Raw genomic sequence first — 17711 nt, forward strand, 5'->3', positions numbered from 1 at the left:
CGTGCCCCGAACTGGCTGTGTCGTCACCGAGTTGACTGCCCCGACGCCGGCCGCAGTCACCGGGTTACCTCCGGTGACGACCGACGCTCTCGTCGTCTTCGGCATCGTCGTCCTCACGCTCGTCCTGTTCGTGACTGAACGGGTGCCCATCGACGTGACCGCCATCTTCATCATGGTCCTCCTGATGTTGCTGGGGAGCGACGGCGTGGTCAACCTCACCCACATCTCCACCGCGGAGGGCATCTCGGGCTTCTCCAACCCCGCGACGATAACCGTCCTCGCGATGCTCATCCTGAGTTCGGGTATCAGCCGGACGGGTGTGGTGCAGATCCTCGGCCGGAAGATGGCCGCCTTCGCCGGCGAGGACCGCGACCGGCAGTTGCTCGCCACCATCGGCGTCGCCGGTCCCGTCTCCGGGTTCATCAACAACACGCCCGTCGTCGCCATCCTCGTTCCCGTCATCACCGACCTCGCACACGCGGGCAAGACCTCGCCCTCGAAACTCCTGCTTCCCCTCTCCTACGCCTCGATGTTCGGCGGGATGCTCACGTTGATCGGCACCTCGACGAACATCCTCGCCAGTGACGTGTCGGCCCGCCTGCTCGGCCATCCCTTCTCCATGTTCGAGTTCACGTCGCTCGGGGTCATCGTCCTCGTCGCCGGCAGTCTCTACCTCATGACTATCGGTCAGCGCCTCCTCCCCGAACGCGTCCCCGTGAAAGACGACTACGTGCAGGAGTACGCCATCGAGGAGTATCTGACCGAAGTGATCGTCGAACCCGACTCGCCGCTCGTGGGGACGACAGTCGAGACGGCCATCGACACGGTGGAGTTCGACGCCGACATCCTTCAGGTCGTCCGCGACGGCGAGGAGTTCATCGAACCGCTCGGTCACATGATGATCCGCGAGGGGGACGTGCTGCGCCTCCGTGCCGACCGCGAGACGCTCCAGGAACTGGTCGAACGCGACACGCTCACCCTCACCGGCCACCCGCCACAGACGGGGGCGGAACTCGAACCGGAGACGGAGGAGGCCCAGACGCTCGTCGAAGTCGTCATTCCCCGGGGCTCCTACCTCGCCGGCAAGTCGCTGGCGAGTTCCACCTTCCGCCAGCGCTACGACGCGAACGTCCTCGCCTTCCGCAGTCGAGGGGAGACCGTCCGCGACCACATGGACCGCCGGCGCATCCGCGTGGGGGACACCCTCCTCGTCCAGGCCGCGCCGGACAGCATCGACCGCCTCGCCGACAACGAGGATTTCATCGTCGCCCACGAACCCGACGAACCCCACTACCGGACGGAGAAGATTCCCCACGCCATCGCCATCATGCTCGGCGTCGTCGGCTTCGCCGCCGTCCCGTGGGCGCCACTCGGCGGCGCACTCGCCAGCGTGACCGGCGTCGCCGCCTTCGAGGCCCTCGCCGCGCTCTCGCTTCCCATCCTCGTCACCGCACTCGCGGGCGTCGTCGCCATGGTCGTGGCCGGCGTCATGGAACCGACCGAACTCTACGACGCCGTCGAGTGGGACGTGATCTTCCTCCTCGCGGGCGTCATCCCCCTCGGCATGGCGCTGGAACAGACCGGCGGGGCCGACCTCCTCGGCGCGCTCGTCGCCGCCACTGGCCTCTATCTTCCCGCTATCGGCGTTCTCTGGGTGTTCTACATCGCTACCGGCCTCATCACCGGCGTCATCTCGAACAACGCGAGCGTCGTGTTGATGCTCCCCGTCGCCGTCGAGGCCGCGACCCGCATCGGCGCCGACCCCTTCTCCTTCGTCCTCGCGGTGACCTTCGCGGCCTCCACGGCCTTCCTCACGCCCGTCGGCTACCAGACCAACCTCTTCGTCTACGGCCCCGGCGGCTACAAGTTCTCAGACTACGTCCGCGTCGGCGCGCCGCTTCAACTGTTCCTCTCCGTGGTGACCGTCGCGGGAATCGTGGCGCTCTGGGGGCTGTGAGTTTTTGCCCGCCGCACAGTCCGCCGACGCGCTGGTGAACGCCGCCGGGACGAGCCTCCGGATGGGGAGTGGCGTCACCGGCGCGTAGCGCCGGTTGCCAGAGTGATCTCCGATCCCCCACTGTCGCGGGAGCGCTCCGCCGTGGTGCCAACGGCCCGATCAACGAGGAAGCTATGTCGAAAGGCCCGGTCGACCTCGGCGCGTCGCCGCCGACGTTCGGGGCTGACCCGGCCCGATCACCGCACCGCGTCCGCGGCCTCGACCAGCCGTTCGACGCGCTCGACCGACACCGGATTCCCGACCTCACCACCCGCTTTCAGCGCACTCCCCACGATCACGCCGTCCGCCACCGAGAGCGCGTCGCCCACGGTGTCGGCGGTGACACCGCTCCCGACGAACACCGGCGCGTCGAGACCGCGGTCGTCGCGGGTTGCTACCGCCTCTCGCACCGTCTCGTGCTCCGTCGCGTCTCCGGTCCCCGCACCGCTCACGACCACGCCGTCCGCGAGGCCACGCTCGACGGCGTCACCGAGCATCCCCTCACCTCGTTCCCGCCCCAGCGGCACCGAGTGCTTCACGTCCACGTCCGCGAGCACCCGCACGTCCGCGTCGAGGCGCTCGCGCAGGCGCATCGTCTCGTGGGCATGCCCCTCCAGCATCCCCTGATCGGCCACCCGCGCCCCGACGTGGACGTTGACGCGGACGAACGCCGCCCCCGTCGCGGCCGCCACGGCCACCGCGCTCGGCCCGTCGTTGCGGAGGACGTTCACCCCGACCGGCCGATCCGTCGCGTCCCGCACCGTCCCGACGAGCGCCGTGAGGTCCGCGACGACGTGTCGGGGAACCGAGTCGGGATAGAACGGGGCGTCGCCGAAGTTCTCCACCAGCAGAGCGTCGACACCGCCGGCGTCGAGGCGTTCGGCGTCCCGCCGCGCCGCCGCGTGAATCGCCTCGCGACCCTCCTCGCCGTCGTATCCGGGTGCGCCGGGGAGCGCCGGCAGGTGGACCATCCCCACGACCGGCCGCTCGGCGCCGAAGACGGCCTGAACGTTCACGCTACACCAGCCCCGCCGGCTCCGCGTCCAGAATTGCCCACTCGTGGCCCGGCAGAATCCGATCCGCCCGATCCAGCACCTCGCCCGCGCTCTCCCACCACTCGAAGTCGTTCATCGCGATCCCTCTGATCCGCTCGCCGTCCGCGGGCACGTTGTCGAAGGTCGGCACCGCGTCGACGGCGACGACCGTCGTGCCGTCCGCGCTGTCGACGGCGACCGACTGGTGTCCCACCGTGTGCCCCGGCGTCGGAAACGCTGTGACGCCCGGGCAGAGTTCCGTCTCGCCGTCGAGTGGCGTCAGATCCACCGTCAGCCACGGCGGCTCCCGACCCAAGGACTTCGCCTCGTAGCGGTCCGCGTGCATCGGGTAGGGCGCGATGGCGTACTCCAGTTCCCGGCGCTGGACGTAGATGTCCGTCTCGCCCTCGTCGAAGGGGCCGAGGTTGTAGCAGTGATCCCAGTCGAGGTGGCTGAGGACGACGGCGTCGATATCGGCAGGGGCGTACCCCTCGCTGTCGAGGATGGATTCGAGATTCTGACCCGGTTCGCGGTGGCATTCGTAACTCGGGTGGCGGCGGTCCATCAACTCCACCGGGCCGAAGCCCGTGTCGACGAGGATGGTCTCCTCGGCCTCGATCAGGTAAGTGATCGAGGGCGCCTCGACGACGCCGCTCCGGGTCCCGACGAGGATGCGCTCGTCGACGAGGAAGGAGCCACAGCAGTGAGGGGTGACCGTCGGTGTCATGGTCGGTGGTGACGTGGGCGAGACATAAACGCCTCGTACGGATTATTGTAACTGTGTACCGGTGGGTCGCCGAGACGGGCCGGCGCGTCACCGGTACTGGCGTACGATAAACCGTATCACTCCCGCATCGGCGACTGTGAGAGCGCGAGGGTGTCGCCGTCCGACAGCGCCGCGTCGGCGTCGGCGTAGCTCCCGTTCACCAGCACGACGAGGCCGCCGGAGAACGACTCCGTCGCGATGGAGAGGGCCGCGCGAGCGTCGCCGACCGTCGCGTCGTCGGCCAGCGACAGGGTCCGGGTACGACCGCCGACCGCCGCCGCTACCTCGCCGTAACACCGAACCTCGATGCGCACGAGCGACGGTTGGACGCGGGACACAAAACCGCACCGGACGGACAGCTACAAGCCGCCGCGGCCGTCTTCTACCGACGATGGAGGTCCACTTCGACTTCTTCGGCCCGATGCGGGACGCTGTGGGACGAAAGCGCGTCACCCGGACGTTCGACGGGACGACGACGGTCGACGCCGCCCTCGAGTCGCTGTGTGCGGCGTTCGACGGCCTCACGGATCACCTCCGCGACGACGACGGTGGCTGGACTCGGCAGGTGACGGTGACGGTCGACGGAACGAACGTCCGGCAGTTGGACGGCTACGGGACGACGCTGTCCGACGGCGACGTGGTGCGTCTCGCCCCGCCGGTCGTCGGCGGCTGAGCCGTCGTACGGTTTGTTGTACGTCAGTACCGGTGGTTCGCCAAGACGGGTCGGCGAACCACCAGTAAACAGTTACAACGATCCGTATCAGTCGTCGGCGACGGCGTACTCGCCGACGGTGTCGTCGGAAACCGTTCCGTCCGCGTTCCACCCGCGCAGGGCGTAGTATTCGTCCAGCGCGTCCTCTATTCCCGGGAGGTCGTAGGGGAGCGTGTCGGCCTCGCGGTCCATCCCCCGCTTGTTGTTGAAGTGGCGTTCGAGTTCGACAGTCCGGGCACCGACCGCCTGCAGGTCCTCGTAGTCACACTCGAACAGCGCCTCCAGAGTCTCCTCGGTCACGTGATCGGTGCCGCCGGCGAAGGCACAGACGATCCCCGAGTCCCGGAAGGCGGCGTGATTCTCGCGTCGCATCACGAGTTCCGGCTTTCCCTCCAGCGTTTCGGGGTCGACCTCCCCGGCGTACTCGACGCGGAGCGTCGTGGAGTACATGTGGTCGCCGCCACGGTTGGCAACCGCGTAGCTGAGCCCCTGACCGTGGAGGACGCGACCGTCGTGGGCCGCGAACTCCATGTCCTTGACCGTGTAGTTCCGCACGCCGAGTTCGTCGGCGGCCCGCGAAATTCCCTCCGCGAGCAGGTCACCGACGCCCTCACGGGCCGCAATCTTCTCGACCGTCTCGTGGACCAGGTCGGCGTTGCCGAACTCGTCTTCCGACGCGAGATAGGCGGCGACCACGTTGCCACAGGAGATGGTGTCCAGCCCGTAGACGTCACAGAGCTCGTTCGACTTCATCACGTCGACGATGTCGCCGATTTCGCAGTTGCTTCCGAAGGAAAACACCGTCTCGAACTCCGGCCCCTCCGTCTCCAGCCCCGTCGCCTCGTCTCTCGTGGGCAGTTTACAGGCGAAGGCACACACCGAACACGACCCCTTCCGGTACTTCTTCTCCTCGACGGCGTCCCCGCCGATCGCGTCCGCGTGTTCGAAGCTGTACTTCTCGAAGTACCGCGTCGGTAGCGAGAAGTTGTCGTTGATGAACTCCGTCCCGCCAGTGGTCCCCTGTCGCCGCATCAGATCGTCGGACGTAGCCGCGGCGCTGTGGACCTCTCGCTGGACGTTTTCGGGAAGATCGAGATCCGGTGCGGCGTCGCCCTCGAAGGTGATCGCCTTCACGTTTTTCGACCCGAGGACGGCCCCCATCCCACCCCGGCCGAACGCCCGGCTCTCGTAAGTCATCACGCACGCGAACCGGACCTGGTTCTCGCCCGCCGGGCCGATACAGAGGACGTTTTCGGCGTCCAGATCCCGCTCTCGTTGCACGTACCCCGTCACCTCGGGCACCGTCGCGCCCCGGAGTTCGGGAGCCTCGACGAACTCGACGCCCTCGTCGGTCACGTGGATCACGAGTAACTCGTCGGCCGCGCCGACGACTTCGACCGCCGAATGCCCCGTGTCGACGAAGTTCCGCGAGAGATACCCGCCGGCGTTCGTCGAGAGGAGGCCGTCGGTCAGCGGCGACAGCCCCGTGCAGTTCATCCGACCGGTGAACGACATCCCCGACTGCTGGAGCGGGCCGGACGCGAAGTATATCCGATTTTCCGGACCCAGCGGGTCCGCATCGAACGGGATTCGATCGTGTGCGAGCTTCGTACAGAGCCCCCGGCCACCGACGAACGACCGTCGCTCCTCGGTCACGTCGACGGTCGTCGCCTTCCGGTCGCCTGCGTCTATCTCGAGCAGTGGCCCCTTGACGTGGTTCATCGCACCTCTCTACCGTCTCGGTGGTAAAAAGAGTGTTTCGACGGGAGGTGTGTGCCGGCGGGCGTGCGCCGCCGGCAATCGTCGGTGTGAGCGTTACTCGGAGCCGAACATCTGGCGCATCATCGGATGCATCTCCATCAACTGCTCTTCCGCAATCTCCTCGTACAGCTTGTACGTGATGGAGACGGTGAGCAGGAGGCCGGTCCCGGAGACCTGCCCGATGGTACCGAGCATGTTGGCGCCGACGGCGAGCAAGCCGACGAGGGCGCCGCCGATGACGGTCACTTGCGGGATGTACCGCTCCATGACCTTCTCGATCACCTGCGGGTTGCGCCGGAAGCCGGGGATCTGCATCCCGGAGTTCTGGATCTGCTGGGCGGTCGCTTCCGGGCCCATCCCGGTCGTCTCCACCCAGAAGATGGCGAAGATGGCGCCGCCGACGACCATGATGAACAGGTCGAGGCCGACCCGGATCATGATCTGCCACGGCTCGGCGGCGGTGCCAGCGAGCCACCACATCCAGTCGCCACGCGTCTGGATCGGGGCCAGATAGTAGAAGATCCCGGAGACGGGCTGGCCGTTACTGTACGTCCCCAGCCAGCCCGGCATCGCACTCCACGTGCTGTTGAGGATGCGCCCGGCGAACTGGATGTTCGCCTGCAGGGCGCGCACGAGGATCATGGGCAGGACGCTGGCGTAGATGAGCTTCACCGGGAAACGCCCTCGCGCACCCTTGACGCGGGCGTGCGAGAGCGGGATTTCGACCCGGACACTCTCGGCGTAGACGACGATGGCGAAGATGAGCACCGTCGTCACCAGCGCGAGCAACTGCCCCTGTCCGAGCAGGAGCGCCTGAAGCCCCTCGGCAGTGAGCGGCGAGGCAATCTCCTGTGCGCCGGTCAGGATGGCGAACCACGTCGGGAAGAAGCCGGCGGTACCGCCGAGGCCCTCCCACGCGAACAGCCCACCGACGAGCTGCTGGCTCACGCCAGCGATGATGAAGAGGCCGACACCGGAGCCGACACCCCACTTGCTGACGATCTCGTCCATGAACAGGATGAGGATACCGCCGACGGCGATCTGGAAGAACAGGAGGGACTGCACGCCCCTGAGCCCGATCCCCAGCGCCTCACCGACCGCCGTATCGGCCGGCAGGAAGTTCCCGGCGAACACCATCGGCAGCCCCGTCAGACAGATCATCACGACCACCAGCAGCTTCTGGAGGCCCTGATACAGCACCTGATCGCGGGGGTCGTTCGTGTCCAAGCCGAGCAGGTCGGCCCCGCCCAGCAGTTGCAGGACGATGCTCGCCGTGACGATGGGCCCGATCCCCAGCTGGAGGATCGATCCCTGCGATCCGGCGAGGATCGACCGGAAGCGACCGAACAGGTCGCTCTGCGTGCCGGCGTCCAGCCCGAACAGCTGGATGTTCGTCAGGAAGAAATACAACACGAGGACGCCTGCGGTCCAGCCGAGCTTGCGCCGGAAGGGGACGTGCCCCTCCGGCCGCGTGACTGACGGCATCCGCGTCAGCACCGGTTCGGCGGTCTCCTTCCATCCCATTGGTTTACTCCTCGGCCGACTCCTCGGTCTCGGATTCGTCCGCCTCGGACTCGGCCTCCTCGGCCCGTTCCGAGAGGTCGGCGCTGCCGCCGGCGGATTCGAGCTTTTCGACCGCGCTCGCGGTGAACGCGTCGGCGACGACGGTCAGTTCGTTGCGAACCTGCCCGTCGCCGAGCACCTTCACCACGTCCGCGTCGTAGCCGTCGTCGGCCACGTCTCGGGCGTCGATGCGGTAGCCGTCACCGGTCTCCTCGGCGAGTCCCTCCGCCACGTAGAGGGCGGCGTTCTCGTCGAGTTCCTGGACCGTCACCTCGCGCACCTCGTCCTGAACGGTCTCGGGGCGGTTGAAGCCGTGTTTGCCGAGCGGTTCGTAGTTGTGGAACTCGTGTTTGTCGCGTCCCGCGCGGCCGCGGCCGCCACGGTGACCGGCACCGCGCCGGTTCTTGTGCGTGCCGCCGCCGTGCGTGCGCGAGCCACGCTGTCGCTTTTTCTTGTTCGTCATCGCATTGCCTCCAGCAGTCGGTCGATCTCCTCGGTCGAGTGCTTGCCGAGCTGGCCGCTCTCGACGGTCGGGTGCTTGACGCCGTCGTGGCCGCCACGCGGCGGGTGGAGCCGGATCGACGGGGCGAGCCCCGCGTCGCGGAGCGTTGTCTCCTCGTCGACCAGCGCCTGCGCCAGTGCGTCCACGTCGGCGTAGTCCGTGTTGTCCGCGACCCACTCGTCGTCGACGTCGGCCGACCCCTCGAGGGGTTCGCCGCGGCGACGGACGAGCGTCGCGACCACGTCAGCCGACGGTTCGCCGTGGGCGACGTAGTCGTTGACCTTCGTGATCATGCCACGGTAGGTGTCCGTCTCGGGCACCAGCGTACACTGGTTGACGGCGTGCAGGTTGAGCATGTTGAGCGTGTCCTGCACGTCGCCGGCGATGTTCACCTCGCCGCGAATCTGGACGAGCGCTTCCATTACTCGTTCACCTCCGCTTCGTTCTCGCGTCGCTTGCGTCGCGCCCGCTGGGGCGTCCGCGACTGCGACGCGTTCTGGAGCGCGTTATACGTCGCTTTCGCGAGGTTGACCGTCGTCCGGGTGTTGCCGTTGGACTTCGTCCAGGCGTCCTGGACGCCCGCGAGTTCGAGGATGTTCCGAACCGTGGGCGCGGCCGCCAGTCCCAGCCCCTGCGGAGCGGGGATGATTTCGACCGTCACCGAACCGGCTTTCCCCGTCGCCTTCCGCGTCAGGGAGTTGACGCCGCCGGCGCGGTCCTCCCAGGACCCGGAGCCGCGGTCGACCTCGATGATGTTCAGTTTCGCCACGTCGATGGCCTTCTGGATGGCCGAGCCGACCTGATCGTCGCGGGCCTCGGCGTAGCCGAGGTAGCCGTCACGGTTCCCCACCGCGACGACACACCGGAACTTCACCCGGCGCCCGGAGTCGGTCATCCGCTGGACCATGTTGATGTCCAGCACCTCGTCGTCCAGCCCCGGGAGGAGCTGATCGACGATTTCGGCCTCCTTCAGCGGGAGGCCGGATTCGAGGGCCGCCTTCATCGACGTGATGTCGCCGTCCTGTACCTTGCGGCCGAGCCGCGTGCGCGGTTCCCAGCCGTCGCCGTAATCGTTACTGCTCATTGTCCTCCATCAGTCGTTCGCGCACTTCGTCGAAGTGCTCGGGGAGCTCCGTCGCGTCGAAGTCGCCGCCGTACAGCGGTTCGTCGAGCTGTTCGGCGTACTCGGCGATATGCTCGCCGCGGTTGCGCGACCAGTCCGCGAGGACGCTCTCGCTGTGCGGGATTTCGAGTCCCGCGTCGATTGCGCCTTCCTGTACTGCGAACACCTTGTTGCCCGGTGTCGCGGTGTTGAGCCCGATATCGAGGACGGCCTCCGTGAGGCCAGCCTCGAGCGCCCGCATCCCCGCGAGATACCCCGTGAGGTACGCGCTGGGGAGGTTGCCCGTGGGGGCGTCCCAGCCGTACTCCGCGAGGTCCTCGGAGGAGGCGGCCGCGTGCGTCTCGTCACCGTCGGGACCGGGGGTGATCAGCTGCGCCCTGACGTGCCGGTTGCTCACGCGAGCGACCAGGCGGGGCTTGCCGGATTTCAGCAGGCGCAACCTCTGGTGGTAGTCGGTTCGGTCCTCGCGGCGACGCCGCATCGGGACCTTGTATCGTGGGCCTGTTGCCATCAGTCGTTCACCTCCACGTCGTAGTTGTTCTCGATGTACGCTTCGAGTCGCGCCACGCTCTCGAACTCCCCACCGCCAGCCTTGTTGTAGAGCTCGCGGTACTGGGAGCGGTCGAGGGGGCCGTCGTCGCGCAACTCGCGCAGACGACGCCGCTGGGCGCGGATGCGACTCGTCCAGTTCTCCTTGCTGTTCTCGCGCGCACCGGCGGTCCCGCGACGGGAACCAGCGCCGGTCCGGTGGCCGTAGGCCTGTTTGTCGGCTCGTTCGCGAGCGCGACCGCGCGAGTTGTTCGAGGAACCCTTCTGCTGGATCGTGCCCTCGTCGACGAGGTCACGGATGTCCTCGCGCGTGATCGCTTCCGCGATCTCGCTCTGTGCTTCGGGGTCGAACCACACGCGGTCCTTGCCCACGTCGAGCACGTCGGCCGCGAGCCGTTTCTGAGCGCTCAGATCCGTCATGCTTCTTCCTCCACTTCGACCTCGATGTACGTCGGGTTGAGGACGCGAATCTCGCGGTCCTCACAGACGTCCTCGATGCGTTCGCGCTTGCGCGCGCCCACGCCGCTCGCGATGCGGACGGCCTGACTGTCGGGGTCGACCCCCTCCAGATCGTCCGTGTTGTGGACGCGCACTTCTTCGAAGCCGCTGGGGTGCAGGCCACGAGCGGCCGTGGGCGAGCGGTAGCCCGCCTCGACGGTCGCGCCCTTGCCTTTGATCCCTCGGCGCTGCTTCGAGAGCTGTCCTCGGGGCTTGCGCCACGAGGGGTCGACGCGCTTTTTCTTGTGGTGGTCCTGCCGGTTGAACTGCGGCTTGCCCTCCCGGCGCTTCTGGACGAGCGCACGGGCGGCCTCGTCGTCGAGGTCCGGCGTCTTGTCGGCGTGACCGCGCGGGCGGAGTTCCGTCTCCACCTCTTCGGTCTCCTCGGCTTCTTCCGGCTCTTCCTCTTCGACTTCGGCTTCCGTCTCCTCGCTGACTTCGAGGCCACCGACGTCGGCCTTGATTCGCGCGGCGAGCGCGTTGCCGATGCCGTCGATGTCGGCCAGTTCCGACTGGCTGGCGGCCTTGAGGTCCTCGATGGACTCGTAGCCGGCCTCGCGGAGCGCTTCCGCCTTCGACGGACCGACGCCACCGATGTCTTCGATCTCCTGAATTTCGTTCTCGTCTTCGTCGCTCATCTACGCCCCACCTGCCTGCGGTTTCTGTGTGATGTAGACGCCGTCCTGGAAGACGCGGGTGTCCTTGTCGGGCACGCGCGTCAACTGTTCGATGTCGGCGGCGGTCTGTCCGACGGCTTCCTTGTCGGGACCGGAGAGCGTGAGCTCCTCGCCGTCGACCTGTACCTCCGTGTCGCCGCGGATCTGCACTTTCCGCGGCGCGCGTTCGCCGAGGAAGTTCTCGATGACGACCTCGTCGCCCTCGACGGTGACCTGCATCGGGAAGTGGGCGTAGAAGATCTCCATCTGATACTCCCATCCCTCGGTCACGCCGTGGATCATGTTGTTGACGTGGCTCTCGAACGTGCCGAGCGTCGCGCGCGTGTTGGCGTCGTCGGCCTCGCTCTCGATCACCACGTGGTCGTCTGCCACGTCGACCGACACGTCGGGGTACCAGAGGCGTCGCGTGACGCTCCCGTTCGGTCCCTCGACGGTCAGATCGAGATGGTCCACCTCGGCGGACACGTCGTCCGGAATTTCGAGTTCTATTCGGTTCATGGTTCTAGTAGACGTACGCGATCACCTGGCCACCGATGCCCTGTTCGCGGGCCTCGTAGTGGCTCATGACGCCGTGACTGGTCGTGACGACGAGTGCCCCGTAGTCGCGGGCGGGGAGATACCGCTTCTCCCACTTTTCGAACTCGTCGGCGCCCGCGGAGTAGCGGGGCTTGACGACGCCACACTGGTTGATCGCACCTTTCAGTTCGATCTCGAAGCGACCGGCCTTACCGTCGTCGACGAACTCGAAGCCGTCGATGTACCCGCGGTCGTAGAAGACCTCGAGTACGGAGCCGATCACATTCGAGGCGGGCTGTACCGTGTGGGACAGATGTCCCACGCTCTCGGCGTTGTCGAGTCCCGAGAGCGCGTTCGAGAGGGGGTCGTTCCCTGCCATTGTTATCGATACTTCTTGAAGCCCATGTCGCGCGCGACCTCGCGGAAGCACTGCCGACACAGGAAGATGTCGTACTTGCCGACGAGTCCCTGCTTGCGCCCGCACCGACGACACTGGTGGCGGTCGTCGGTCCGCGGCGAGGCGTGCTCACCGGTCACGTCGCGCTCGTTCTGTGATTCACTTTCGCTCATTGCGTGACCTCCACGTCGAAGTTAGCTTCGAGGAAGGCAATCGCGTCCGCGGCGTCGAGGCGGTGCCCCGACGGGATCGACCGAGAGACCTTGTCGCGCTTGGCGACGCGGTAGCCCGGTCGGACCATGTTGACCGTCACGTCGAGCCCGTAGATGCCGACGTTCGGATCGTACTCCTGACTCGGGAACTCCGTGTGTTCCTCGATGCCGAAGCTGAAGTTGCCCGTCTCGTCGAACTGCGCGGCCGAGAGGTCGACCAGCGTGAGGGCGGTGTCGAGGAAGTCCGCGGCGTCGTCGCCGCGGAGCGTCACCTTCGCACCGATGGGATCGCCCTCGCGGATGTTGAACTCCTGAACCGTGCGCCGGGCCTGCGTCCGCACGCTCTGCTGCCCCGTCACGTCTTCCAGGATCTCCTCGGCGTCCGCGAGTTCGCGACCACCTTCGCCGACGCCCATGTGGACGACGACCTTCTCGATCCGCGGTTCGCGCATCTCGTGGAAGTCCGCCGATTCGGCGTCGCTCATTCGTCATCACTCTCCGTGAAGTTCTCGTCGATCACGACGACGTACTCCTCGATGGTCTCGAAGGCGCCGTCGTCCTGGGAGACGGTGACGACGTTGTCGCCGCTCCCCGGCGTGACCGTGATATCGTCGATCGTGCCGATCTCGCCGGCGTGGCTGCCGGCGACGGCCGTCACGAGCGCGCCCTCCTCGTAGACGAAGTGGGCGACGATGTCCTTGGTCTCGTTGTCGATGACGAGCGAGTCGCCGGTGGCGTACTCGGCGTCCGCGTCGACGCGAACGTTCGCGCCGTCGTGGAGCGTGAGCTGCACGTCGCCGCCGGTGACCTGCGTCTTGCGGACGATCTTGCCGAGGCGGCTCTCGGCCGCGTCGGCGTCGATGGGGGTCAGCGAGAGCCGACCGCCCTCGTCCGGGAACACCCGGTAGAACTCCTCGCGCTCGACGAAGGAGAGGATGTCGAACATCCCGATGGGGCGCTCGACGCTCGACGGGACGTCCCCGTTGACGAGCACGCCGTTCTGGTTCAGGGCGTAGTTGGCTTCCTTCCGCGAGTCGACGTAGCCGAGCACGTCCCGCAGGACGATGAGCAGGGGAACCCCTGCCTCGCCGTGCGGGCCGGCACCGGCTTTGACCGTCCACGTCGCAGTCTTCCGTTCGACCGGCCAGGACTTCGGTACCGAGAGTCGTTTCTGATGTCGCGTCATTCGCTATCCGCCTCCAGTCGCTCCTGCCGGCGGCCGTCTTCCAGATCGAGGTCCGTCACGCGGAGGTTGCTCGCGTCGAGTGGCCGCGGCACTTCTTCGCCGTCGGCCTTCTCGACGGTCACACCCTCGACGTGGACGACTTCGTCTTTGAGATCCACTGCGAGCACCTCGGCTTCCTCGCCGGCGTGGTCGCCGCGGAGCACTTCGACGGTGTCGCCCGCGTTGACGCGGACGCTCCGCTGGCCGTACTCCTCGCGGAGGTCGTCGGCCAGCGTGGCTCGAACCTGGTCGTGTCGCTCGTGCAGGGGCGCGTTCCGTTTCTGTGTGCGCTGTTTGCGTGGCTGTCGAGTCATACGATCATGGTCGCTGTCGATGCGATGCTCCCGAAGCGTTCGGCGACTTCACGCGCCACGGGACCCTTGATTTCGGTCCCGCGAGGCTCTTCCATGTCGTCGATGACGACGGCGGCGTTGTCCTCGAATTTGACGCGCGTGCCGTCGGGGCGGCGAATGGGCTTGCGCTGGCGGACGACGACCGCCTCCAGCACCTGCCGGCGCATTTCCGGCGTACCCTTGGTGACCGAGACGGTCACCTTGTCGCCGATTCCCGCTTTGGGGTGTCGATTCTTGGTTCCGGAGTAGCCCGCAACGCTGATGACCTTCAACTGACGTGCGCCGGTGTTGTCGGCGCAGTTGATCAGCGACCCCTTGGCGAGGCCACGGGTGATGTCGGCTTTCAGGGCCTCCATCACGCGTCACCTCCCACTTTCTCGACGACCACGTGTGATTTGGTCTTCGAGAGGGGTCGGGTCTCCGCGATGCGGACCGTGTCGCCTTCCTCGAGGCCCAGACACGGGGGTGCGTGGGCCGGGATGCGACTCCGGCGTTTCATGTATCGGTCGTACTTCGGAACGCGAACGTCGTACTCGCGTTCGACGACGACCGTCTTTTCCATTGCTGTGGAGGCGACGGTGCCCTCCAGCGTCTGGCCGCGCACGGATAACGATCCGTGGAACGGACAGTGCTGGTCGGAGCAGGCCTCCTCCGGTTCGGTTACGTTCAGTCCTATCGCCATGTGGATACACCTGCCTTCTCGGTTCGCAAGGCGGGTCGTGAGAGCAGTCGTGTGCCATCCACCGTAACGTAGGCCACGTCCTCGCAACCGTCAGACTGACCAGTTCGGCTGGCAGTTTCCGACGGAAGTTTGGGCGCGGTCCCCGACGCCTTCGCGGCGTCGGCGGCTTCATCTGTGCACGGAAGGGCAAATTCGACGGTCGTCCCCTGTTTGGGGAGTTGCCACACCCGATCCCCATCGCTCAGCGTCAGCGTCCGCATCGTCTCGCTAACGACGCGGCCGCTGATCCCGACGGCGTCGGGATTGGTCGACTCGACGACCCGCGCGTGCAGGCCGACGAGTTCGTGTCTGAGCAGGGTCTCGGGTGTGAGCGCCATCAGATATCGCCCTCTTCGCGCTGGATCGTCTTGATCCGCGCGATCGTCTTTTTCAGTTCGCCGACGCGCGACGGGTTCTCCGGCATCCCGCCAGCGGCCTGGACGGCCTTGGCGTTCAGCAGTTCCGTCTCGAGGTCCTCGAGTTCCGCCTCGCGTTCGGCGGGCGTCATGTCGCGGATCTCTTCGGTGTGCAGGATCGCCATCTACGCGTCCTCCTCTTCGTCGTCTTCGTCGGCGGCTTCCATCTCTTCGACGAGATCGGCCGCCTCGTCCATCGTCTCTTCGTCGACGTCCTCGTCGAGGTCCTCGGCCTCGTCCTCCTCGTCGGCCTCCGCGTCAGCCGCCGCCTCGGACGGACCGCCTTCCTCGTCGGGGAGTTCCTCCTCGACGACTTCCTCGACGATCTCCTCGTCGAGACTCTCCTCGATGTCTTCGGGCGTCTCGGTCGGCACTTCGACTTCCTCGCCCTCGCCGACGTCCGGGATCTCCTCCGGTTCCTCCTCGAGAAGTTCCTCGACGCCGCCGCCGGTCTCGGCCGCCTGCTCGACGGGTTCGACGTCGGCGTCCTCGGCGATCTCGAAGTCGTCCGGGAGTTCGGCGCCCGGCGGGATGATCTTCACCGTCACGCCGATGGTGCCGAGTTTCATCACGGCGACGCCCTGGCCCTCGTCCACGATGGACTCGGCGGGTTCGCCGTTGTGCTTGATGTAGCCCCGGTTGAACTTCTCGACGCGCGAACGCGCGCCGGTGACCTTCCCGGACAGGACGATCTCGGCGCCGAGGGCGCCGGCCTCCATGATCCGGTCGATGGTCGTGTGGCCCGCCTTGCGGAAGTACCAGCCACGCTCGAGGGCGTTGGCCAGTCGGTCCGCGACGATGCGGGCGTTCAGGTCCGGTTCGTCGACCTCCTGTACGTCGATCTGAGGGTCGTCGAGGTCGAAGCGCTCCTCGAGTTCGGTAGTCACCTTGCGGATGTTCTTCCCACCCTTGCCGATGACCATCCCGGGCTTCTCGGCCTTGAGGACGATCTGGGTCCCCATCGGGGTCTTGGCGACGTCCATGCCGCCGTAGCCCGCGCGGCCGAGTTCGTCCGCGAAGAACTCGTCGATCTGGGAGCGCTGAAGTCCGTTCTCGATGAACTGGTGTTCGTCAGCCATTATTCGTCACTCTCCTCGATGATGAGTTCCACGTCACAGAGCGTGGTGTTCCACGGGTCCGCGCGACCGAACGCACGGGGCTTGCGACCCTGCCGCTCGCCGACCTTGTGGGCGGCGACGTGCACGATCGTCATCGCCTCGCCCTCGAACCCCTGCTCGTCCGCGTTGTTGCGGGCGTTCTCGATGAGTTTGAGGAAGTCCTTGCTGGCCTTCTCGGGGTAGCGACCGGCGTCCCAGCCGTCGATGTCGCTCCGGTGACCGACGCCCGAGTTGTGCTGTTTGAACGGGACCGACTGCTTCTCGTCGATCACGTCGTTCAGGTACTCCTCGGCGTCGGCGACGGTCATGCCCTTGATCGCGCGGGCGATGGCCTTGCTGTGCTTGATGCTGATGGGCCGCTCTCGGAGCATCGCCTTGGCGGTCGTCTCCGGGTCGGCCTCGACGCTGTAGTTGATTCCCATGTGTTACTTGAGTGGCACGAACTTCGAGGACCGGGTCGCGCCGATGCCGGCCTGGCCGTGCTCGACCGAGTTTCGGGTGAGCTGGAACTCGCCGAGGTAGTGACCGATCATCTCAGGGTCGACCTCGACGCGGTTGAACTCCTGGCCGTTGTAGACCGAGAAGGTCAGCCCGACGAACTCGGGCACGATGGGCATGTCACGGAGGTGCGTCCGGATCGGGTCGTTCGCCGTCTCCTCCTCGCCCGCGTCACGCGCCTTCTCGAGCAGCTTCTCGTGTTCGACCGAGAGCCCTCGGGTGATGGTTCGCCGCATTCGAGCGGGGAGCAGTTCCGCGACCTCGTCGAGCGACAGGGACTGCAACTCGTCGAGCGTGTGACCGCGGTAGGTGAACTCACCCTCGCGGCCGGTTCGGTATTCCGAGCTCATTATTTGTTACCTCCGCGTCCGGTGCGTTTCGAGGCGATGTCACCCACCTTCCGTCCCGGCGGGGCGTTCCGCGAGACGGATTTGGGCTTGCCGGGGTGCTGACGGCCGCCGCCACCGAACGGGTGGTCGACGGCGTTCATGGCGACCCCACGGACCCGCGGCCACTTCGTGCCGCGCGCCTTCATCTTGTGGTGCTTGTTGCCGGCCTTGACGAACGGCTTCTCCGTTCGGCCGCCACCCGCGACCACGCCGACCGTGGCGCGACACTGCGGGTTGAGGCGCTTGACCTGCCCACTCGGCAGCTTCACGACCGCCACGCGCTTGTCGTGGGTCATGAGCTGGGCGCTCGTCCCCGACGCGCGGGCGAACTTGCCGCCGTCACCCGGGCTACTCTCGACGTTACAGACCGGGACCCCTTCCGGAATCTCGGCCAGCGGGAGCGTGTTGCCCGGCTTGATCTCGGCGGAGACGCCCACCTGGATCGTCTCGCCGACCGTCACGCCCTCGGGGGCGAGAACCAGCCGCTGGTCCCCATCCTCGAACTCCACCGCGGCGATCGGCGCCGAGCGAGCCGGGTCGTGTTCGATGTCGACGATCTCGCCGCTGATCGTATCGCGCTCTTCGTCCTTCTTGTGACTGAGTTCGGCCTTGTAGCGGTGGCTGGGGGCACGGAACGTCGGCCCACCGCGACCACGCCGCTGGCCCTGAATGCGTCGTCCCATCG

The 17711-nt window shown here is 66.8% G+C and carries 27 protein-coding genes and 1 pseudogene; 3 read left to right on the plus strand and 25 right to left on the minus strand.

What is annotated here, in order from left to right; all coding sequences use genetic code 11:
- Positions 1–31 precede the first annotated feature (31 nt).
- Positions 32–1957, plus strand: a complete 1926-nt coding sequence (locus DU502_RS13135) for an SLC13 family permease (protein WP_241966807.1) — start codon at positions 32–34, stop codon at positions 1955–1957.
- A 4-nt stretch (positions 1958–1961) separates the two neighbouring features.
- A pseudogene (locus DU502_RS19115) lies at positions 1962–2172 on the plus strand (hypothetical protein); the annotation flags it as partial.
- Positions 2173–2193: 21 nt separating this feature from the next.
- On the opposite strand, the gene DU502_RS13145 reads toward DU502_RS19115, so the two are convergent.
- The 3 genes from DU502_RS13145 to DU502_RS13155 all read right to left on the minus strand — a co-directional run bounded on the left by DU502_RS13145 (position 2194) and on the right by DU502_RS13155 (position 4110).
- Positions 2194–2967, minus strand: a complete 774-nt coding sequence (locus DU502_RS13145; protein ID WP_394338930.1) for a BtpA/SgcQ family protein — start codon at positions 2965–2967, stop codon at positions 2194–2196.
- Between the two features lie 46 nt (positions 2968–3013).
- A complete protein-coding gene (locus DU502_RS13150) occupies positions 3014–3757 on the minus strand; it encodes an N-acyl homoserine lactonase family protein (RefSeq protein WP_121920387.1) in 744 nt (247 codons plus the stop codon).
- 116 nt (positions 3758–3873) lie between these two features.
- Positions 3874–4110 (minus strand): MoaD/ThiS family protein, encoded by a 237-nt coding sequence (locus DU502_RS13155; protein ID WP_158601167.1) that lies wholly within the window; start codon positions 4108–4110, stop codon positions 3874–3876.
- A 77-nt stretch (positions 4111–4187) separates the two neighbouring features.
- Between DU502_RS13155 and DU502_RS13160 the strand changes: the two genes are divergently transcribed.
- Positions 4188–4469 carry a ubiquitin-like small modifier protein 1 gene (locus DU502_RS13160; RefSeq protein ID WP_121920385.1) on the plus strand — a complete coding sequence of 94 codons (282 nt, stop codon included), beginning with the start codon at positions 4188–4190 and terminating at the stop codon, positions 4467–4469.
- A gap of 87 nt (positions 4470–4556) precedes the next feature.
- Here the strand turns inward: DU502_RS13160 and DU502_RS13165 are convergent, their stop codons facing one another.
- The 22 genes from DU502_RS13165 to DU502_RS13270 all read right to left on the minus strand — a co-directional run bounded on the left by DU502_RS13165 (position 4557) and on the right by DU502_RS13270 (position 17709).
- Positions 4557–6230: an aldehyde ferredoxin oxidoreductase family protein gene (locus DU502_RS13165; RefSeq protein WP_121920384.1), complete on the minus strand. Its 1674-nt coding sequence runs from the start codon at positions 6228–6230 to the stop codon at positions 4557–4559.
- A 93-nt stretch (positions 6231–6323) separates the two neighbouring features.
- Positions 6324–7793: a preprotein translocase subunit SecY gene (gene secY / locus DU502_RS13170; RefSeq protein ID WP_121920383.1), complete on the minus strand. Its 1470-nt coding sequence runs from the start codon at positions 7791–7793 to the stop codon at positions 6324–6326.
- A 4-nt stretch (positions 7794–7797) separates the two neighbouring features.
- Positions 7798–8295, minus strand: a complete 498-nt coding sequence (locus DU502_RS13175; protein ID WP_121920382.1) for an uL15m family ribosomal protein — start codon at positions 8293–8295, stop codon at positions 7798–7800.
- On the minus strand, positions 8292–8756 hold the full coding sequence (gene rpmD / locus DU502_RS13180) for a 50S ribosomal protein L30 (protein ID WP_121920381.1): 465 nt from the start codon (positions 8754–8756) through the stop codon (positions 8292–8294). The genes DU502_RS13175 and rpmD overlap by 4 nt, the downstream gene beginning before the upstream one ends.
- Positions 8756–9418, minus strand: coding sequence for a 30S ribosomal protein S5 (locus DU502_RS13185; RefSeq protein ID WP_121920380.1), 663 nt, complete (start codon positions 9416–9418; stop codon positions 8756–8758). The genes rpmD and DU502_RS13185 overlap by 1 nt, the downstream gene beginning before the upstream one ends.
- Positions 9408–9968, minus strand: coding sequence for a 50S ribosomal protein L18 (locus DU502_RS13190; protein ID WP_121920379.1), 561 nt, complete (start codon positions 9966–9968; stop codon positions 9408–9410). Before DU502_RS13190 ends, DU502_RS13185 begins: the two co-directional genes overlap by 11 nt.
- Complete coding sequence (locus DU502_RS13195; RefSeq protein WP_121920378.1) at positions 9968–10426, minus strand: 50S ribosomal protein L19e; 459 nt, start codon at positions 10424–10426, stop codon at positions 9968–9970. The genes DU502_RS13190 and DU502_RS13195 overlap by 1 nt, the downstream gene beginning before the upstream one ends.
- Positions 10423–11142 (minus strand): 50S ribosomal protein L32e, encoded by a 720-nt coding sequence (locus tag DU502_RS13200; RefSeq protein ID WP_121920377.1) that lies wholly within the window; start codon positions 11140–11142, stop codon positions 10423–10425. The genes DU502_RS13195 and DU502_RS13200 overlap by 4 nt, the downstream gene beginning before the upstream one ends.
- Positions 11143–11679, minus strand: a complete 537-nt coding sequence (locus DU502_RS13205) for a 50S ribosomal protein L6 (protein ID WP_121920376.1) — start codon at positions 11677–11679, stop codon at positions 11143–11145.
- Between the two features lie 4 nt (positions 11680–11683).
- The gene (locus DU502_RS13210) at positions 11684–12076 is read right to left on the minus strand and encodes a 30S ribosomal protein S8 (RefSeq protein ID WP_121920375.1); all 393 of its coding nucleotides are present in this window, start codon (positions 12074–12076) and stop codon (positions 11684–11686) included.
- Positions 12077–12078: 2 nt separating this feature from the next.
- A complete protein-coding gene (locus DU502_RS13215; protein WP_121920374.1) occupies positions 12079–12267 on the minus strand; it encodes a 30S ribosomal protein S14 in 189 nt (62 codons plus the stop codon).
- Positions 12264–12791, minus strand: a complete 528-nt coding sequence (locus DU502_RS13220) for a 50S ribosomal protein L5 (RefSeq protein WP_121920373.1) — start codon at positions 12789–12791, stop codon at positions 12264–12266. The genes DU502_RS13215 and DU502_RS13220 overlap by 4 nt, the downstream gene beginning before the upstream one ends.
- Positions 12788–13492, minus strand: a complete 705-nt coding sequence (locus DU502_RS13225) for a 30S ribosomal protein S4e (RefSeq protein WP_121920372.1) — start codon at positions 13490–13492, stop codon at positions 12788–12790. Before DU502_RS13225 ends, DU502_RS13220 begins: the two co-directional genes overlap by 4 nt.
- Entirely contained in the window at positions 13489–13845 is a 357-nt protein-coding gene (rplX, locus tag DU502_RS13230) for a 50S ribosomal protein L24 (RefSeq protein WP_121920371.1), read from the minus strand. The genes DU502_RS13225 and rplX overlap by 4 nt, the downstream gene beginning before the upstream one ends.
- Positions 13842–14240 (minus strand): 50S ribosomal protein L14, encoded by a 399-nt coding sequence (locus tag DU502_RS13235; RefSeq protein WP_121920370.1) that lies wholly within the window; start codon positions 14238–14240, stop codon positions 13842–13844. Before DU502_RS13235 ends, rplX begins: the two co-directional genes overlap by 4 nt.
- Positions 14240–14566, minus strand: coding sequence for a 30S ribosomal protein S17 (locus tag DU502_RS13240; RefSeq protein ID WP_121920369.1), 327 nt, complete (start codon positions 14564–14566; stop codon positions 14240–14242). Before DU502_RS13240 ends, DU502_RS13235 begins: the two co-directional genes overlap by 1 nt.
- Positions 14557–14943, minus strand: a complete 387-nt coding sequence (locus tag DU502_RS13245; protein ID WP_121920368.1) for a ribonuclease P protein component 1 — start codon at positions 14941–14943, stop codon at positions 14557–14559. The genes DU502_RS13240 and DU502_RS13245 overlap by 10 nt, the downstream gene beginning before the upstream one ends.
- Positions 14943–15146, minus strand: coding sequence for a 50S ribosomal protein L29 (gene rpmC / locus DU502_RS13250; RefSeq protein ID WP_114449709.1), 204 nt, complete (start codon positions 15144–15146; stop codon positions 14943–14945). Before rpmC ends, DU502_RS13245 begins: the two co-directional genes overlap by 1 nt.
- A complete protein-coding gene (locus tag DU502_RS13255; RefSeq protein WP_121920367.1) occupies positions 15147–16100 on the minus strand; it encodes a 30S ribosomal protein S3 in 954 nt (317 codons plus the stop codon). It lies immediately after the preceding gene.
- Complete coding sequence (locus tag DU502_RS13260; protein ID WP_121920366.1) at positions 16100–16561, minus strand: 50S ribosomal protein L22; 462 nt, start codon at positions 16559–16561, stop codon at positions 16100–16102. The genes DU502_RS13255 and DU502_RS13260 overlap by 1 nt, the downstream gene beginning before the upstream one ends.
- Positions 16562–16564: 3 nt before the next feature.
- A complete protein-coding gene (locus tag DU502_RS13265) occupies positions 16565–16987 on the minus strand; it encodes a 30S ribosomal protein S19 (RefSeq protein ID WP_121920365.1) in 423 nt (140 codons plus the stop codon).
- Positions 16987–17709: a 50S ribosomal protein L2 gene (locus tag DU502_RS13270; RefSeq protein WP_121920364.1), complete on the minus strand. Its 723-nt coding sequence runs from the start codon at positions 17707–17709 to the stop codon at positions 16987–16989. Before DU502_RS13270 ends, DU502_RS13265 begins: the two co-directional genes overlap by 1 nt.
- Positions 17710–17711 lie beyond the last annotated feature (2 nt).

This window comes from Haloplanus aerogenes (genome assembly GCF_003856835.1).
Lineage (GTDB): Archaea > Halobacteriota > Halobacteria > Halobacteriales > Haloferacaceae > Haloplanus > Haloplanus aerogenes.

Excerpts from the sequence above, each read along its gene's own strand:
- DU502_RS13200 (WP_121920377.1), bottom strand. The coding sequence starts at position 11,142 with ATGAGCGACGAAGACGAGAACGAAATTCAGGAGATCGAAGACATCGGT.
- DU502_RS13210 (WP_121920375.1), bottom strand. The coding sequence starts at position 12,076 with ATGGCAGGGAACGACCCCCTCTCGAACGCGCTCTCGGGACTCGACAAC.
- DU502_RS13225 (WP_121920372.1), bottom strand. The coding sequence starts at position 13,492 with ATGACGCGACATCAGAAACGACTCTCGGTACCGAAGTCCTGGCCGGTC.
- DU502_RS13190 (WP_121920379.1), bottom strand. The coding sequence starts at position 9,968 with ATGGCAACAGGCCCACGATACAAGGTCCCGATGCGGCGTCGCCGCGAG.
- DU502_RS13240 (WP_121920369.1), bottom strand. The coding sequence starts at position 14,566 with ATGGCGATAGGACTGAACGTAACCGAACCGGAGGAGGCCTGCTCCGAC.
- DU502_RS13245 (WP_121920368.1), bottom strand. The coding sequence starts at position 14,943 with ATGGCGCTCACACCCGAGACCCTGCTCAGACACGAACTCGTCGGCCTG.
- secY (WP_121920383.1), bottom strand. The coding sequence starts at position 7,793 with ATGGGATGGAAGGAGACCGCCGAACCGGTGCTGACGCGGATGCCGTCA.
- DU502_RS13255 (WP_121920367.1), bottom strand. The coding sequence starts at position 16,100 with ATGGCTGACGAACACCAGTTCATCGAGAACGGACTTCAGCGCTCCCAG.
- DU502_RS13185 (WP_121920380.1), bottom strand. The coding sequence starts at position 9,418 with ATGAGCAGTAACGATTACGGCGACGGCTGGGAACCGCGCACGCGGCTC.
- rplX (WP_121920371.1), bottom strand. The coding sequence starts at position 13,845 with ATGACTCGACAGCCACGCAAACAGCGCACACAGAAACGGAACGCGCCC.
- DU502_RS13150 (WP_121920387.1), bottom strand. The coding sequence starts at position 3,757 with ATGACACCGACGGTCACCCCTCACTGCTGTGGCTCCTTCCTCGTCGAC.
- DU502_RS13260 (WP_121920366.1), bottom strand. The coding sequence starts at position 16,561 with ATGGGAATCAACTACAGCGTCGAGGCCGACCCGGAGACGACCGCCAAG.
- DU502_RS13235 (WP_121920370.1), bottom strand. The coding sequence starts at position 14,240 with ATGGAGGCCCTGAAAGCCGACATCACCCGTGGCCTCGCCAAGGGGTCG.
- rpmC (WP_114449709.1), bottom strand. The coding sequence starts at position 15,146 with ATGGCGATCCTGCACACCGAAGAGATCCGCGACATGACGCCCGCCGAA.
- DU502_RS13205 (WP_121920376.1), bottom strand. The coding sequence starts at position 11,679 with ATGAACCGAATAGAACTCGAAATTCCGGACGACGTGTCCGCCGAGGTG.
- DU502_RS13215 (WP_121920374.1), bottom strand. The coding sequence starts at position 12,267 with ATGAGCGAAAGTGAATCACAGAACGAGCGCGACGTGACCGGTGAGCAC.
- DU502_RS13265 (WP_121920365.1), bottom strand. The coding sequence starts at position 16,987 with ATGAGCTCGGAATACCGAACCGGCCGCGAGGGTGAGTTCACCTACCGC.
- DU502_RS13145 (WP_394338930.1), bottom strand. The coding sequence starts at position 2,967 with ATGGTCCACCTGCCGGCGCTCCCCGGCGCACCCGGATACGACGGCGAG.
- DU502_RS13175 (WP_121920382.1), bottom strand. The coding sequence starts at position 8,295 with ATGACGAACAAGAAAAAGCGACAGCGTGGCTCGCGCACGCACGGCGGC.
- DU502_RS13195 (WP_121920378.1), bottom strand. The coding sequence starts at position 10,426 with ATGACGGATCTGAGCGCTCAGAAACGGCTCGCGGCCGACGTGCTCGAC.
- rpmD (WP_121920381.1), bottom strand. The coding sequence starts at position 8,756 with ATGGAAGCGCTCGTCCAGATTCGCGGCGAGGTGAACATCGCCGGCGAC.
- DU502_RS13270 (WP_121920364.1), bottom strand. The coding sequence starts at position 17,709 with ATGGGACGACGCATTCAGGGCCAGCGGCGTGGTCGCGGTGGGCCGACG.
- DU502_RS13160 (WP_121920385.1), top strand. The coding sequence starts at position 4,188 with ATGGAGGTCCACTTCGACTTCTTCGGCCCGATGCGGGACGCTGTGGGA.
- DU502_RS13165 (WP_121920384.1), bottom strand. The coding sequence starts at position 6,230 with ATGAACCACGTCAAGGGGCCACTGCTCGAGATAGACGCAGGCGACCGG.
- DU502_RS13220 (WP_121920373.1), bottom strand. The coding sequence starts at position 12,791 with ATGAGCGACGCCGAATCGGCGGACTTCCACGAGATGCGCGAACCGCGG.